At 35.8% G+C, this 15,402-nt stretch carries 15 protein-coding genes; 10 read left to right on the top strand and 5 right to left on the bottom strand.

What is annotated here, in order from left to right; translation table 11 throughout:
* A partial coding sequence (locus tag Q1K34_RS17110; protein ID WP_300441701.1) for a hypothetical protein occupies positions 1-255 on the top strand: 255 nt, incomplete at its 5' end.
* Positions 256-700: 445 nt separating this feature from the next.
* Here the strand turns inward: Q1K34_RS17110 and Q1K34_RS17105 are convergent.
* From Q1K34_RS17105 to Q1K34_RS17085, 5 genes are all read right to left on the bottom strand, one after another.
* Positions 701-1,510: a class III extradiol ring-cleavage dioxygenase gene (locus Q1K34_RS17105; protein WP_300441699.1), complete on the bottom strand. Its 810-nt coding sequence runs from the start codon at positions 1,508-1,510 to the stop codon at positions 701-703.
* Between the two features lie 238 nt (positions 1,511-1,748).
* Positions 1,749-2,210, bottom strand: a complete 462-nt coding sequence (locus Q1K34_RS17100) for a PaaI family thioesterase (RefSeq protein WP_300441696.1) — start codon at positions 2,208-2,210, stop codon at positions 1,749-1,751.
* A gap of 89 nt (positions 2,211-2,299) precedes the next feature.
* A complete protein-coding gene (locus Q1K34_RS17095; RefSeq protein ID WP_300441694.1) occupies positions 2,300-3,331 on the bottom strand; it encodes an aldo/keto reductase in 1,032 nt (343 codons plus the stop codon).
* 240 nt (positions 3,332-3,571) lie between these two features.
* Complete coding sequence (locus Q1K34_RS17090) at positions 3,572-4,063, bottom strand: glutathione peroxidase (protein WP_300441692.1); 492 nt, start codon at positions 4,061-4,063, stop codon at positions 3,572-3,574.
* A 358-nt stretch (positions 4,064-4,421) separates the two neighbouring features.
* Positions 4,422-4,985, bottom strand: coding sequence for a TetR/AcrR family transcriptional regulator (locus Q1K34_RS17085; protein WP_300441689.1), 564 nt, complete (start codon positions 4,983-4,985; stop codon positions 4,422-4,424).
* A 191-nt stretch (positions 4,986-5,176) separates the two neighbouring features.
* Between Q1K34_RS17085 and Q1K34_RS17080 the strand changes: the two genes are divergently transcribed.
* From Q1K34_RS17080 to Q1K34_RS17040, 9 genes are all read left to right on the top strand, one after another.
* Positions 5,177-5,767, top strand: coding sequence for a helix-turn-helix domain-containing protein (locus tag Q1K34_RS17080; protein WP_300441686.1), 591 nt, complete (start codon positions 5,177-5,179; stop codon positions 5,765-5,767).
* Positions 5,757-6,848 (top strand): efflux RND transporter periplasmic adaptor subunit, encoded by a 1,092-nt coding sequence (locus Q1K34_RS17075; RefSeq protein WP_300441684.1) that lies wholly within the window; start codon positions 5,757-5,759, stop codon positions 6,846-6,848. The genes Q1K34_RS17080 and Q1K34_RS17075 overlap by 11 nt, the downstream gene beginning before the upstream one ends.
* Before the next feature lie 15 nt (positions 6,849-6,863).
* Positions 6,864-9,980, top strand: a complete 3,117-nt coding sequence (locus Q1K34_RS17070) for an efflux RND transporter permease subunit (RefSeq protein ID WP_156282227.1) — start codon at positions 6,864-6,866, stop codon at positions 9,978-9,980.
* On the top strand, positions 9,946-11,331 hold the full coding sequence (locus Q1K34_RS17065) for a TolC family protein (protein WP_300441680.1): 1,386 nt from the start codon (positions 9,946-9,948) through the stop codon (positions 11,329-11,331). Before Q1K34_RS17070 ends, Q1K34_RS17065 begins: the two co-directional genes overlap by 35 nt.
* Before the next feature lie 40 nt (positions 11,332-11,371).
* On the top strand, positions 11,372-12,211 hold the full coding sequence (locus tag Q1K34_RS17060; RefSeq protein WP_156282225.1) for a phospholipase A: 840 nt from the start codon (positions 11,372-11,374) through the stop codon (positions 12,209-12,211).
* A gap of 29 nt (positions 12,212-12,240) precedes the next feature.
* Positions 12,241-13,398, top strand: coding sequence for an adenylate/guanylate cyclase domain-containing protein (locus tag Q1K34_RS17055; protein ID WP_156282223.1), 1,158 nt, complete (start codon positions 12,241-12,243; stop codon positions 13,396-13,398).
* A complete protein-coding gene (locus Q1K34_RS17050) occupies positions 13,395-14,225 on the top strand; it encodes a phosphatase PAP2 family protein (RefSeq protein ID WP_156282221.1) in 831 nt (276 codons plus the stop codon). The genes Q1K34_RS17055 and Q1K34_RS17050 overlap by 4 nt, the downstream gene beginning before the upstream one ends.
* Positions 14,226-14,415: 190 nt before the next feature.
* Positions 14,416-15,012 (top strand): hypothetical protein, encoded by a 597-nt coding sequence (locus Q1K34_RS17045; protein ID WP_300441671.1) that lies wholly within the window; start codon positions 14,416-14,418, stop codon positions 15,010-15,012.
* A 21-nt stretch (positions 15,013-15,033) separates the two neighbouring features.
* Positions 15,034-15,207, top strand: coding sequence for a hypothetical protein (locus Q1K34_RS17040; protein ID WP_300441668.1), 174 nt, complete (start codon positions 15,034-15,036; stop codon positions 15,205-15,207).
* The last annotated feature ends 195 nt before the right edge of the window (positions 15,208-15,402 follow it).

The raw sequence follows: 15,402 nt of genomic DNA, 5'->3' as shown, positions 1-15,402 counted from the left end.
ATTTACCACAGATTGCGTCACCGGATCGAAGCCCATATCTGCATCTCATTTACGGTTTATAGTATTTACAAGGAATTGGAAAGGCAGCTCCATGCCGAAAAATCTACTATATCAATAAGAAAAGCAGCAGAACTCACACATAATATTTATCAAATAACTTATACCCTTCCTGATTCTAAACAAACTAAATCAAAGTTCCTGAAAATGGATGATCAGCAGGCTGAATTATATCAAATCATCGAGAAAAATTTCTAGGGTATTGCAACGCTGAAGATAGGAGAAAGCGGTCAAAGCCGTACAACTTACCCTAGAAGGTCAGGCGCATGTAAGCCAGGCGCATAGAGCATTCTCGGTAAAGTCGCTACAATCTTTGTCAACAACATCAGTAGGGAGGCAAAGGTCACCACTGATAAATGGAAAGGAGACAGATCCATTGCAAAGGCCTATGATATCGATTAGATAGAAATTAAGAATGGAACCAACTTTAGGGACCTGCATACCATGATACCCCAGATAAAGTCATGGACTCATCGTTGAACAACCTTGATATCTACAGGTATTTCAACAAGTTCTGCTTTAGGAGCGATTCTTTCCAAAGCAAGGAAACCTGATAGAAAAAAATGATCAAGGCCGATAGAAAGGCGTATCAGAAACAAATTATAAGTAACTACTGGCCTCTATAAAATTTAATTCTTATCAATTATCCAAACTTATATCCTGAAACTTTAACACCCATGAGTAATCCCGAATAATCATGAGAGCCCTTATCAATGCCAGCAGCACCGGCAACTACAAACAGTGGTGCCAGATGTTCACTTCTTGGATGGCTTTCTCTTGCTTTCGGTGCATTCTTCCAGTTAATGAGCATTTCATTTCGCTTTTTAGCATCATTTATCTCAACTGTCTGGGTGAGCCAATCATCGAATTGCATTGAAACACCTGTAGCTGAAGAACTACCCGACATAAACCCTTGCATATTATGGTAGCTCATTCCTGAACCTATAATCAACACACCTTCATTTCGTAAAGGTTCAAGCACTTCGCCAAGGTTTATATGCGTTTCAGGGTCAAAGGAATTGACCAGGGAAAGCTGAACCACCGGAATATTGGCTTTTGGGAAAGCAATCATTAAAGGCACAAATATTCCATGGTCAAAGCCTCTTTCGTAGTCTCTTTTTGTTTTAAAACCGCTTTCTTTTAACAGATTTTCAGTCTGTTCAGCCAATTCGGGATTACCGGGAGCTGGCCATTTTAAATGATATGTAGATTCAGGAAAGCCATAATAATCATATAGCAAATGTGGGTTTGAACCGAATTGCAGCGTCGGCAAATCCTCTTCCCAATGTCCTGAAACAACAAGAATAGCTTTTATCTTTTGGCTGTATTGCTCACCAAAATTTTTAAGGTATTTCCTTAACCGACCATATCCAATAGGGTCGCCCATGCCATTTTTAGTTACATGCCACGGACCACCACCATGAGGTATAAAATATACGGGTAACTTTCCCATTCTGTATCCTTTTTTTCTTATCGCTTTCAATGCAGTTTCCCCACTTATTAGTTGGTCGAGCCTCGTGTTTAAATTGTTTTAGTGCATCGCAGCAGGTTTACAAACGCTGAAGTATTCAAAATCTGTGCACAGCGAAAGTAAACCAGATAATTTCATTGATCATACAACACTTAAATGGTACAGTGCCTCTTCTACAGTAGCCGATAACGAATAATTATTTTCTTCATTGACAAAAATTTTATTTGCTATTTGTAAAACCAATTCTTTCATGGGGTACTTTGACAAAAATTCCTTCTGATTCGGCAAAAAGCACCCCATCTCCATCAAACATTTTTCCCGCGATATAGACTTTTTTACCTTCAGTTTTTTCGATTGTGGCAGTCATATACATGGTGGTTTCAACCGGTAATGGCCTGTGATAATTTAGCGTCAAGTTCCCGGTAACAGCAGGCATATGATTTAAAAAGGCTACCCCTCCCATGGCTTCATCCATTACAGATGCAATGGCACCACCGTGAACAATTCCAGGGGCTCCCTGGGTTTCAACGTGAAATAAAACCCTGACGTAGAATTTCAACAAGCTTTCATCATGATAATATTGTACATCTATGTAATTCTGTTGCTTCCCTGAAACAAATGAATATGTGTACAAACTCATATCATAAGGTTTTAAATTTTGAAATTCATCAGGAATTTTCATGTTATTCATTTTTACGTGTGATTTATCTCAAATTAATGAATCCCCCGAGGCAAAGTCTCGGGGGGATTCTGTTGGTCAAACAATTACAATTACAAGAAATTGTCGGTGTTGGTTCTGTCCATGTAAGTGAATTGCAACATCCAATGTGGATAAATTGGGTCTAATTTGCTTAATTCATCCAGGCGGCTTACTTCCTCGGCACTCATTTCCCATTCGGTTGCTTTAAGGTTATCTTCCAGTTGGTGTGGTTTGGTGGCACCCACCAGGACTGAAGAAACCACCGGTTTTCTGAGCAGGTAATTTAATGCTGCCTGCGCAATACTCGCATTGTGATTGTTAGCAATTTCTTCCAGGGCATCTACAATAACATAAGCTTTTTCCTCATCTATCGGGATAAAGTTTTGCTCTTCATTGGTTCTTCTGGAATCTTCGGGCATGGGTTTGTCCTTCCTGTATTTTCCTGTCAGGAAACCACCTCCCAACGGCGACCATGGGGTCAATCCCAAACCTTGATCTTCAAGCAGCGGAGTTAATTCATATTCCACATCCCTGGAAATCAATGAATAGATAGCTTGAAGTGACACAAACTTTTCAAAGTGATTTTCTTTAGATATAGCCAAAGCTTTCATCAACTGCCATGCCGTGAAATTACTGGCACCAATGTACCTCACTTTTCCCTGATGCACCAAATCTGATAGAGCGCCCAAAGTTTCTTCAAGGGGGGTAACAGGATCAAAACTGTGCATCACATAAAGGTCGATATAGTCGGTGCCTAATCTCTTTAGGCTATTATTACAGCTCTCAATAATGTGTTTACGGGACAAGCCCACATCATTAATGTCCTTGCTCATCCGCCCCCTTACCTTAGTGGCAAGCACTACTTCGTTACGTTTCTCTTTTAGTGCTTTACCCAGAATTTCTTCAGATTGACCGTGGGAATATACATCGGCCGTGTCAAAAAAGTTTACGCCGGCATCAAGAGCCATATCCACTATTTTTTTGCTGGCTGGGTAATCTAAATTACCGACTACTTTCCAGTAGCCCTCGCCGCCAAAACTCATAGCTCCTAAGCAAAGTTCGGATACCATTAAACCAGATTTTCCTAATTGTCTGTACTTCATAATTTTGTTTTTAAGTGTTAATTATTAAATATATTAATGTAAAGCCTTTAACTCAAATATTTTTCTGTACGCCTCATAATCAACACATATTGAGGAAATTATAATTTCATAGGTTTCCAAAATGCTTTGATAATTTAATGAGCTGTTCTTTCACTGATCATCGCCAGGCTTAATAACCGATTGATCGAGTATGCTCAATTTGATTTTTCCTGTTTTTTTATTTGATCTGCATACTATATGCTAATTCTTATCGCCAATAAGTTTCAAAATATCCTTTTCTATTTTTTCAGGTTTATCAGTTGGGGCAAACCGTTTTACCGGGTTACCGTTTTTATCGATTAAAAATTTGGTGAAATTCCATTTGATACGGTTTCCGAGAAAACCTCCTTTTCTCTTCTTGAGATAAGCGAATACCGGATGAGTGTTTTTACCGTTTACATCAATTTTTTCGGTAAGCTGAAAGGTAACACCATGATTAATTTTGCAAGCTTCCTCTACCGTATCGTTTGTTTCAGGCTCCTGGTTCAGAAATTGCGCGCTGGGAAATCCTAAAACAACCAACCCTTTGTCTTTGTACTTTTGGTGCAGTGCTTCTAAACCGTCAAATTGTGGGGCAAGGCCACATTTTGTAGCCGTATTAACAACCAATATTGTTTTACCTTCGAAATCTTTCATTTCAATAATTTCTCCATTGGGCTTTTTAGCTTGTAGCTGATAAAATTCTGATTCCATAGCATTTGTACTTTTTATTTATTTCAATAAATTTTACCATAAAATTTTTTAACAAAAGCTGTCTTGCACGTATCTCCCATCTACTAAACTTTTAAATTACTTATAATATCTAACCGTAGTTTGCGTCTTGACAATAAGTTCTTGCTTTGTTGGAACCCTCTAAATACAATCACATCATTAAATAAAAGCGTTTGGTGCCGAAAGCATTCCTAATTTCATTGTTCTGAACAATCTAATGGGCAAGCTTGCTTTGATTTGTTTGGGTACAATTTTATTTAGAACTCAATAGGTACTTCTTTGGACATACGAAAACGATTTCCCAGGATTTTATTTGAATAATAATTATAGAGGTAAGTATTTAATTTTCTATGTTAACAAATAATCCGTCAATTAATAGTTCTGAAATCTCTATACGTTTTTGTGAGTTTTCCATTGAGTTTAAATGATCCTTTTTAACCTTACACATGCCTAGAAAAATAAAATTTAGCAAATCTTTGTTCACTGATCTTTTCAGTAGTTTCTCCTTTCGTAATTCTTGATAAATAGGACCCATAATTTTCAAAATGGCAGTATGTTGGTCATACTCTAATTCTACCCACAACCTCCTATGGGTATTTTTAAGTTGTTGAATAAAAAGAAAGTTTTCACAGGTAAATGTCAGAATAAATTTAGCTATGTGTTTTAATTTTTCTTTTTGCGTAATATTATTTCTTTCATTAATATCATGCAACGATTTTATGAATATAGACGATAAATTTTTTGTGACCAGGATAAGTAACTCATTTTTATTACTCACTGTGTTATACAAAGTTTTTTTTGAGATAGCTAAACTCTCCGCGATATCATCCATAGAGACTGATTTTATACCTTGCTGGTAATAGAGTTTACATGCAACCTCCAATATCTCCTCCAATCGGGTCATTTTATTTAATTATAGTATTCATCGCAGGCTTTTTAAAAACCTATTATAGTTAATTGTTTCAAATAATTCAGGAATTACCAACTTCAATTTATCAGCATAATAAAGTTAAAGATATTCTCTGATTAAAATCCATTGATTCGACAATATATTTATATTTGTCTAAAATTAGACAATTTTATAAATTTTGTCAAATGAACAACGACTTAATAAAGGCACATATTATAAATTCATCAAAAAATGTATTTAAAGAGCGTGGTTTCAGCCAAATTACGATGAGTGATATTGCAAATGCATCTAACAAAGGAAGAAGTACTATTTATTATTATTTTAAAAATAAAGAAGAAGTCTTTGAGGAAGTTGCCTTACTTGAATATTTAACTATTATACAGCCTGCTAAAACAAAAATTGCTCCCTCTCGCAGCATTGAGGAAAATTTAACAGGATATGTCGCCGGTAAACTCAATACCCTATTCAAAAAAATAGAAGGATATAGATTTTTAGTTGAAGATATAAAACAGAATCCCCACCTCAATAACTTAATATATTTTAAAATAAGGCATTTAGAAAATGAAATCTTCACAAACATTCTTACCTGGGCTTTGGAGAATGATGAAATCGCATCTATAAGCGATGATGATATTAAATTTTTGGCAATGGCCATGGGTACTGCTCTCAATAGTTTAGAAAAAGAAATGCTCCTATATGGTACCTTGGACAATATGGATATTAGATTACAGTGGCTGGTTAGCCTGCTTATAAAAGGTCTAAAATATGATCAATAAATTAAACTCTCTATTAGCTAAACGTATGCGTCAATTCTATCCCGGTCTTTTGCTCTGCATCACTTTTATAATATTTCAAGCTTGTAAAAAAGATGAGAAAACACAAGAAATTCAACCTATCGACGTAAAAACAATCCTTGTTGGAGAGCAGTCATTCAAAAATAATAGTAATGTTTTATCTGCTACAGGAAGGATAGCTGCAGATAAAAATGTGAAGCTTAGTTTTCAGGTATCTGGAACTATCGAGCAATTCCCGGTTAAGATGGGCGAATATGTTAAACAAAATGATCTCATCGCTAGTATAGATGCTACAACTTATCAAAAGCAATATGAAACCCAAAAAGCACAGGCAGATCTGGCTGAGGATAATTATGCCCGGGTAAAAGAAGTGTATGAAAAAGGAAGTATTGCAGAAGTTAGAATGGTAGAGGCCCGCTCTAATTACCAACAAGCACAAGCTGCTGCAGAAGCAAGCTATCAAAATGTAAAACACACCAGCATCAGGGCTCCTTTTAGTGGTTATGTTGGGGAAAAAATGATGGAAGCAGGAGACTTGGCCTCACCCGGCCAACCTGTTGTCTATTTTTTTAATATTGATAAGCTTAAAGCAATTATCCCTATTCCTGATGACGAGATTAACCAGTATGAAAAAGGGGACAAAGCCGTAGTAAAAGTAGATGCGTTAAATAAAGAATATGAGGGTGAAATTACGGAACTATCTGTACAGACAGATAGTTCTAACCCCACATATACAGCACAAATAAGTATTAATAATCCTACCGGAAAAATTAAACCTGGGATGACTTGCACCGTTTCTATTTTAGAAAAGTTAGAAGCTAAAGAAGAGAGCTCTGCCACCATAATAGTACCGGTAGAAACCGTATCTGTAACCGATGGAAATGAAAACTTCGTATATGTAGTCAATAATCAAAATAAAGCCAAAAGGCGTATTGTAAAGACCGGAAAATTAACTGACGAGGGTATAGCCATTACAAAAGGTTTAAAAAATGGCGAACAGCTTATAACCTCTGGTTATCACAAACTCACCGAAAATACACCGGTAAATATTGTTAATAAATAATAAGCCCCTTATTTTATGAAAAAACAAGGTTCTATAATAGAATGGGCGATGCAGAACAAAGCTTTTCCCGTGGCACTGGCTTTTGTTTTTGTTGTGATTGGCCTGCTAGGCTTATTCAATATGCCACGAAACGAGTTTCCGGAGTTTACCATTAGGCAAGGATTGGTTATGGGATTTTACCCCGGTGCCAATTCAGAAGAAGTTGAAGAGCAACTTACTGCTAAAGTGGAAGCTTTTCTATTTAGTTACAATGAAGTAGATAAAGAAAAAACCTATTCTTATTCGCAGGATGGGGCAATGTATATTTATGTAGAAATAGACAGTCGAGTAGGGCCAGACGAAACTTCGCAGTTTTGGAATAAGCTAAAAAACGACATTTTTGTTTTTCAACAACGCGAAGTGCCACCCGGCGTTAAGGGTATCCTTGTTAACAGCGATTTTGGAAGTACGGCCGCAATGATTATAGCGGTGGAATCTAAAACGAGGCCTTATAAAGATCTACAGCTACATGTTGAAGAAATTGAAGATAAACTCCGCCAGGTTAAAGGTATGGCCAAGATAAGCCATTCTGGAGGCCTTACAGAGCAGATTGCTATATATATAGATCAAAATGAGTTAGCACAATACGGTATTAGTCCAGGAGAGTTAATGCAGAGCCTGCAAACACAAGGTACTGTAAGGCCAAGTGGAACTTTAGAGTCACCAGGGTTTGATAGGCCCATTCATATGGACGTTTTTTTAGAAAACATAACAGATATAGCTAATCACATTGTAAGTACCGGTGAAGATGGCAGAGTTGTCAGGATCAAAGATATTGCTGAATTAAAAAGAGAGTATGAAGACCCAAATTCATTTATAACCACGAGCGGAACAAAAGCAATGATCATCACTTTAGAGATGGCTTCGGGCAACAATATTGTCCAGTTTGGAGATAGGATAGATGAAAAACTTGATTTAATTAAAAATCAGCTTCCAGAAGATATCCAAGTAAGGAAAATTGCTAATCAGCCCAGTGTTGTACAAGATGCTATAAGCCATTTTTTAAAAGAATTTGGCTATGCCCTTTTAGGAGTGGTCATCGTTACCTTGTTTTTGCTGCCTTTTAGGATAGCTTCTGTTGCGGCAGCAACTATCCCTATTACTATTTTATCTACACTTGCACTTATGTATATGTTGGGAATGGAACTAAATACCGTTACCCTTGCAGCACTAATTATTGTATTAGGGATAGTAGTAGACGATCCCATTGTTGTAATTGATAATCACGTAGAAAAATTAGATGAAGGACAATCTGTTTGGGAAGCGGCAAAGAATAGTGCCTTAGAACTTTTCCCCTCTGTATTTACTGCAACACTGGCCATATCTGCTACCTTTTTACCTTTGGTGTTTTTTATGTCGGGAATCGCAAAAGACTTCCTTAGCACATTTCCATATACCATAATGATCGCATTATTTCTCTCACTCGCCATCTCTGTATTGCTTGTACCCTATTTTAATACCTTATTCATTAAAAAAGGATTGCAGAACAAAAAAAATAATCAAAAAGAGCAGAAAAAATCTTTGTTAGACCGCTTGCAAAATATTTTTGATAGGAGTGTGGAAAAAGCGATGAAACACTATAAACTTACGCTTGTTGCAGGAATAGCATCAGTGCTTATAGGTATATTTCTTTTCTCCAATTTGTCGCAAGAATTGTTTCCGGTAATCGAAAGAAATCAATTTGCCGTAGAGGTCTACCTTTCTAAAAATAGCAGCCTTGAAAAAACGCAAAGCGTAGTTGAAGAATTTGAAAAGATCCTTGCAAAAGATGAGCGCGTTGAAGATTATACAAGTTTTATAGGTGAAAGTTCGCCACGTTTTCATATGGTCTATGCCCCAAATCTTCCAGCAAAGAACTATGCCCAGGTTTTGGTTACCACCTCCTCAGATGATGCTACAGTAGAAGTGCTTAAAGAATATGATGCGAAATACGCCAACATGTTTCCCAATGCATATTTAAGAATGAAACAACTTAATATGATAGCGAAACCGGCACAGGTGGAAGTTCGGCTTTTTGGGCAAGATATAAATACACTAAAGGAGTATGGAGATAAGATTATTGACCTTTCTCGCAAAACCCCACAAACCATTTGGTCCAGGACTAATTATGGTGAAATTCAGCAAACCATCTCTATTGATGTTAAAGAAGAAGAAGCGTCCCGTGTAGGCCTAACAAGAGAACATATTGCCAACACTATTGCTATGAATATGGAGGGGCTAATAGCAACGCAAGTCTGGGATGATGAATATGGCATAAACGTTAAGATAAAATCTAAGAACCCAACCGACCAAAAAGTATCAACAATAAGGGAATTAGCAATAATTTCACCTAGAACAGGTACAAGTATTCCCCTACGGCAAATTGCGAATATCAAACCCGATTGGGAACAGGAACAAATTGTGAGGCGTAATGGAATACGATGTTTAACGGTACGGATAGATATTGCTAAAGGAGCTGTTGCCAATGAAGTGCTCGCAAAATTACGTCCAAAAATAGAAGAATTAGAAATTCCTGATAATATTACAATTGGTTACGGCGGTGAATACGAAATGTCCCAGGAAAATCTACTACCTATGGGCATTTCTCTATTAATAAGCATCTTCATTATTTTCCTTATCCTGCTTTGGCACTTTAAATCTTTTACATATGCGGTTTTAAGTTTTATCACCATGCCACTCAGCATATTTGGGGCAGCATTAGGCTTATTGTTAATGCAGTATCCTTTTGGGTTTACATCTTTCTTAGGGCTTTTAGCACTTTGTGGAATTGTGGTTAGAAATGGTATTATCCTTATTGATTTTGCAGATGAATTAAGAAGAGATCACGGGTATTCAGTTTTCGAAGCTGCTGCCCAGGCTGCCAAAAGAAGAATGCGACCTATTTTCCTTACCTCTTCTGCAGCAGCAGTTGGTGTGACTCCTATGATCCTTAGTAGATCCACTTTATGGGGGCCTTTAGGTACAGTAATAGCTTTTGGCTTAATGGTTTCGATGGTGCTTACATTATTTGTTTTACCGGTATTGTACTGGTTGTTTTTCAGAAATAAAAAAAATGAAAGTGAAGCATCCCAAGAAAATCAAGCGAATTCCTAATATAACTATAGAAAATATGAATCCAAAGCATAGTTCTTATATCATAGCTTGCAGCCTGTTAAGCTTTCTATCCTTCGGAAGCTTGTTTGCACAGGAAACCTTAAATCTGGAGGAGGTTAAAAAAACTGCGGTATCTCATAGTAATAGTATAAAAAACGGAGAAATAAGAATTGAACAGGCTGAAGCAGCTAAACGTGAAGCAATTGCCAATTACTTTCCCCAAATTAATGGGCAGGGGACCGTTCTTAACGGATTTAACAACAATATTATAGATCCTATCCAGAATATATTACCTATTGGTATTGATAATATCTATCTGGCCAGTGCTGGGGCAACAGAAATAATCTATGCGGGCGGGAAAGTTAGGAACTCAAGCAATTTAGCAGGTTTACAAGTGGAAACCAAGACAATACAGGCAGAGCAGTCTATAGATTCTATACTTTATACAACCGAAGATAAGTATTGGCAATTAGTAAAGGTACAGGAACAACTAAGGTCCATACAAGCAAGCAAAATATACCTCACCGAATTGTTGAAACAACAAGAAGACCTGTTAGGAGCCGGACTTATTGCAAAAAATCAATTACTAAGAGTGAGAACAAATCGTAGTCGTGTGCTTTTACAACAAAGTAAACTTGCGAATATGCGGAAACTGGCATTATTGGACCTTGGCTTATATGTAGGAAAAATTTATGATACTACTACGGTTGCAATAGATACTTTAAGACAAGTAAACCCACCACAGCTTAAATATTCTGAACCAGATTTAGACTTGACCGGCAATGATAATTACCGACTTATCGAAAAGTCGATTGAAGCCGCCAGATTAATGACAAAAATAACTAAAGCCGATCTTTTACCACAAGTTTCAGTGGGTGTGAATGCCGCCTATTTTGGATCGTTTTCCAATAATCTTCCTGGCCAGTTTAAGCCTATTGGGTTGGGAATGGTAAGCATTCCAATTTCCGATTGGTGGGGAGCAGGAAAGGAAAAAGTTCAGCAAAAAATACTTCAGGAAAAAATAGCTCAAAATAATCTGGAAGAGCAAAAAGACCAGCTTAAAATCGGTATTATGAAATCCTGGTATGATCTTATCGATGCCTACAAGCAAATTAATTATGCCCAAGAAAATTTGTATTATACCAACGAGAATTTAAAAGTTCAAAGGGATAATTACAATAGTGGCCTAAATAATTTGACCGATCTATTAGATGCTCAACAACAGGAAGAAGAAGCTGAGGCGAAATATATAAATGCTTATGCTAATTATAAACTGGCAGAATCTAAATACTTGTTTGTTACAGATAATTTAGAAGATAAATATTCTGAACACTATCAAAATTTCAATTAAAAATTTATCATGTTTAGCCACAATTAAATATGCATTTAAGATGCCTATATCATTCAAATTATCTTTTTACACGGCCATTCTAGCGCTACTTTCCTTTCACCAGGTCCAATCTCAGCGTATTACGAGAGATGAATTAAAAGATACTATATTTCCTTCATTTTCAATTTATAAGGATACTTATTTTATAACAGGAGTTCCCACCCATACAGGAATTTCTAAAGAAACTGCAGATGCCAAATACCAGATAAGTTTTAAGCAATTAATGACAAGGCATACATTGCCTTTTAATACTCAGTTGTTTATTACGTACACCCAAAAGGCTTTTTGGGATGTATATGCATTCTCCCGTCCGTTTCAGGAAGTAAATTTTAATCCAGGAATCGGTTTGGGAAAACCTCTGTTCAATAATGATGATAAACTGGTTGGTCTTACAGAATTTAAAATTGAGCATGAGTCTAATGGTCGCGATAGTATTTACTCTAGGAGTTGGAACAGTATATCCCTTAGCTACCATACACGAATTAGCAAGAAAACACTTTTAAGTATAAAGACCTGGTTTCCATTCTCCTATAAATCAGATAATCCAGAGCTAATAAAATATATAGGATATGGTGAAATAAATTTGGTTCATAATATTAGTAATGATTTACAATTGGAACTCAATGCTAAAAAGGGTAATCAATGGAACTGGAAAGGAAGCTTAAGAAGTCGCTTGATTTATTCAATAGCTAAAAGAACGAATCAGTACATTATGTTGGAATGGTTTAATGGCTATGGAGAAAATTTGATTGCTTTTGACAAATATAGAAGTATGCTCCGGATTGGATATATTATCAGGTCAACCGACCTTCAACTATTAAAACCTGCGCAGCTTAGGTAGGTTTTGTCCTTTATATTAAAATAGATTTTATGAAACAAAACTATAATATTGATTTTATTTATTTGATCCATAGCAACCCCCTTTTATCTAAAATTCTTAAATATATAGTTTTTTGGATAGCTTCCTACAGTCTCCTAATGTTCATTGCCCATCAAAATCTACTTGCAATGTACAGTGTGATAGGCCAAAAATTGGAAATTAATCAGGGGCTACCAGTAGGAGATCCCCCTGTTAAATTTACAGTTTTAATAGGAGTTATTTTTGGAACATCGTTGGCTTTGTTGGATCATTTACTTACAAAAATTTATCATCGAAATCACTCATTAGGATTAAATATTCTGGCTGGAGGGTTCATTTACTTTTGTCTACTTGCGGGACTTGTAATTGCTATTAGATCTGCAAGTGAGGTTTTTTCGAACTATTTTATAGAGAAAAATTCATTATCTGCAATAATCTTAGAAGAAAGTGGAGAACGTATTGAATATATTTTATTGATATATACTTTTTTGATGACACTCGTAATCAGTTTCTTCAATCAAATAGCTTCTAAATTCGGCCCAGGCTATTTGTGGTATATGATTCTAGGTACATTCCGCTTTCCTCGAGAGCAAGAGAGGGTTTTTATGTTCTTGGACTTAAATTCATCCACGAGATTAGCCGAAGAATTGGGCCATCTAAAATATAGTTCACTTATTCAGCATTCTTTTCTGGATATAAATAGAATTGTCAGGGAATATCATGCCGAAATTTATCAATACGTGGGGGATGAAATCGTAATTAGCTGGCCACTTCAAAAATTCCAAGGTAACTCTCCAATAGGTTTCCTTTTCTCAGTTCAAGATCAACTTAATTCTAGAGAGGATTTTTACTATAAACAATTTGGAGAGGTTCCTACTTTTAAAGCTGGAATACATATGGGTATGGTTACAGTTATAGAAGTAGGAGATGTTAAAAGGGAACTGGCTTATCATGGCGATACTTTGAATGTTGCTTCAAGGCTAGAAAACCTTTGTAAAAGCTACGATAGCTCATTGTTAATTTCCGGAGAGGTAAAAAATTCTATCCAGGATCAAAACAGGTATCATACAACTTCTTTGGGTCAAAAAAATTTGGAAGGTCGTGAGTCACCGATAGAGGTATTTAGTGTAAGACGCCACACAAATAAATATAAAAATTTAGATAAATGAAAAAAATATACCTTATCGCTTTTTTGGCATTTCAGTCTTTATTATTTAGCCAAAATAAAAAAAATGACAGCCTTCCTACTACACTGGAACTTTTAAAATATGATGGAGTCAGTACTTTCAATGGACTAACTACCACCTACACAAAACCTTTGAAATGGAAAAAAAACAATTTTCTGACAGCTGGAATTATAATAATAGGTACAGGAGCATTGTATCTAATTGACGAAGAGTCTAATATATGGTTTGAAAATCAAGAAAAAGATATTCCAGGAATAATAAAAGACTTCGGCTGGTATTATGGCAGTCCACAAAATAATTACGCAATAAATGGAGTAGTGTATCTGTACGGTTTGATAACGAAAAACCAAAAAATACGAAAAACTGGGGTTTTGCTAATTTCAGCAGCCTCTACAGCTGGCCTTATTCAAACCATTTCTAAAATAACTGTAGGAAGAGGCCGTCCTGGTGCCGGAGAAGGCAAAGGTTCTTTCAAGCCCTTTAGCAAAGAAGGTGGTTTCCATAGCTTCCCTTCTGGACACACCATTCTTTCCTTTACCACAGCCTATGCTATAGGTAAACAATTTAAAAATCCATTACTAAAAGCAGCAATTTACGGAGTGGGAATGATAGCCCCAGTTTCGCGGCTTTGGGCAGGAGCTCATTGGCTAACGGATGTGGGACTCAGCATGGCCATAAGTATTTTGGTAGTTGATACGATAGATAATTATCTAAACACAAAAAGAGATTACGGTCAGGGTTTTAAGAATAGTATAAGCTGGAAATTTAATATAGGTTTAGGAAGAGTAGGATTAATTGGGACTTTCTGATTTTTTAAATAAGTTTTTTTAATCAAAAATTGAAAGAATTTGTTAGAAAGATTTGAAAAAATACCCAAAGGATATTCTATCATTACGATGATTATAGGTCAAACTGAATATTAATAAAGGATATTAAATCATATGGAAAACCATGGTTATTAGCTTAGAAAGGATTTAATAATACTAATATTTCAATCATATGAAGTTAACATACATTGCCCGTCTAAAATTTTTCCCCTTTTATTTGATCTCCCTATTACCAATGCCTATTTTATATTTCATATCTGATGTTTTATATATTATTGTTTATAAAGTTGTTAGCTATAGAGAAAAGGTAGTTCGATATAATCTTGTAAATGCTTTTCCAGAAAGAACTGGATACGAAATAAATATAATCGAAAAGAAATTCTATCACCATCTTTGTGATATTGCAGTAGAAGCTATTAAAACACTTACAATAAGTGAAAAAGAAATCAAAAAGCGATTAATTATACGTAATCCAGAATTGTTACTAGATTTTCAGAAAAAGCACCAGAGTATATTAATGTATGCCGCACATCAGGGAAATTGGGAGTGGTTAGTGTACTTGCCAATATATTTTCAAATTCCTTCATATACTTTTTACAAACCATTAAAAAATGGATATTTCAATGAACTGTTTTTAACTATAAGAGAACGATTCGGGGTAAAATGTATAGCGGCGAAAAAAGGATACAGGACTATCATAAGACAGAAGAATGAAAACCTACCCGTAATGAACTGTATAATAGGGGATCAAAGCCCCAAACGAAAATAGGCAAAAATATGGAAAGAATTTATGTATAGGGAAACAGCTTTTTTGACCGGTGCAGAAAAAATTGCCGATAGAACTGGACCCGCCGTGGTTTTTCCAAATTTTAGAAAAATAAAAAGAGGACATTACGAGTTACAGTTTCATATTGTCGAAAAGACGGAGACAAGCAGTATTATAGATAATTATATTAAACTTTAGGAAAGTTCCATAAGAAAAAGTCCTGAATTATGGTTATGGAGTCACAAAAGATGGAAATTGAGCTCATAGATACTCACTATAGGCTAAGGCTAAGCTTACATTATCGAAAATTAAATTTCTTAGCGGTTTTTTGGCACTTAGATGATCTAAGAAATAATGTTTTTCATTTTTACCTTACCTTTTTCATTAGTTATA

It is taken from the genome of Christiangramia sp. (genome assembly GCF_029937855.1).
GTDB lineage: Bacteria > Bacteroidota > Bacteroidia > Flavobacteriales > Flavobacteriaceae > Christiangramia.
The sequence above is the reverse complement of the archived record's forward strand: the minus strand, read 5'-3'. Positions and strand labels throughout refer to the sequence as shown.